This is a genomic window from Corynebacterium sp. p3-SID1056, assembly GCF_025152525.1.
GTDB lineage: Bacteria > Actinomycetota > Actinomycetes > Mycobacteriales > Mycobacteriaceae > Corynebacterium.
Window position 1 is genome coordinate 1 of the sequence record NZ_JALXXL010000029.1, and the last position, 287, is coordinate 287.

Genomic DNA, 287 nt, shown 5'->3' on the forward strand with positions numbered 1-287 from the left:
AGTCGCTTGGTGGGGACGAGATAATTTCAGATGGTTGCGTACGGGGTGTACGGGTTGTTTGGTCGGGGTTGTTCTCGATTTTGACTTTTGTTTACCTTGTGTGTAGCGTTGAGATTCGCTGCTTCGCGCTGGCTGGTTGTGTTTTGGCTGGTTGGTGTGGGTGTGCGTGTGTTGTTTGAGAACTCGATAGTGTGCCAATGTACTTTTGTTTGTGGATTGGTTGCGTGCCTGGTTGTGCTGGCTGTGCCGTTTTTGGTGTGGTTGGTGTGTGCCGGTGGCATTGCCTG

At 51.6% G+C, this 287-nt stretch carries 1 protein-coding gene; it reads right to left on the reverse strand.

All coding sequences use genetic code 11. The annotated features are described in order from the left end of the window. Positions 1 to 26: 26 nt before the first annotated feature. Positions 27 to 287, reverse strand: a 261-nt coding sequence (locus tag M3G14_RS11630) for a hypothetical protein (RefSeq protein WP_259926689.1), incomplete at its 5' end; no start/stop codon positions are given.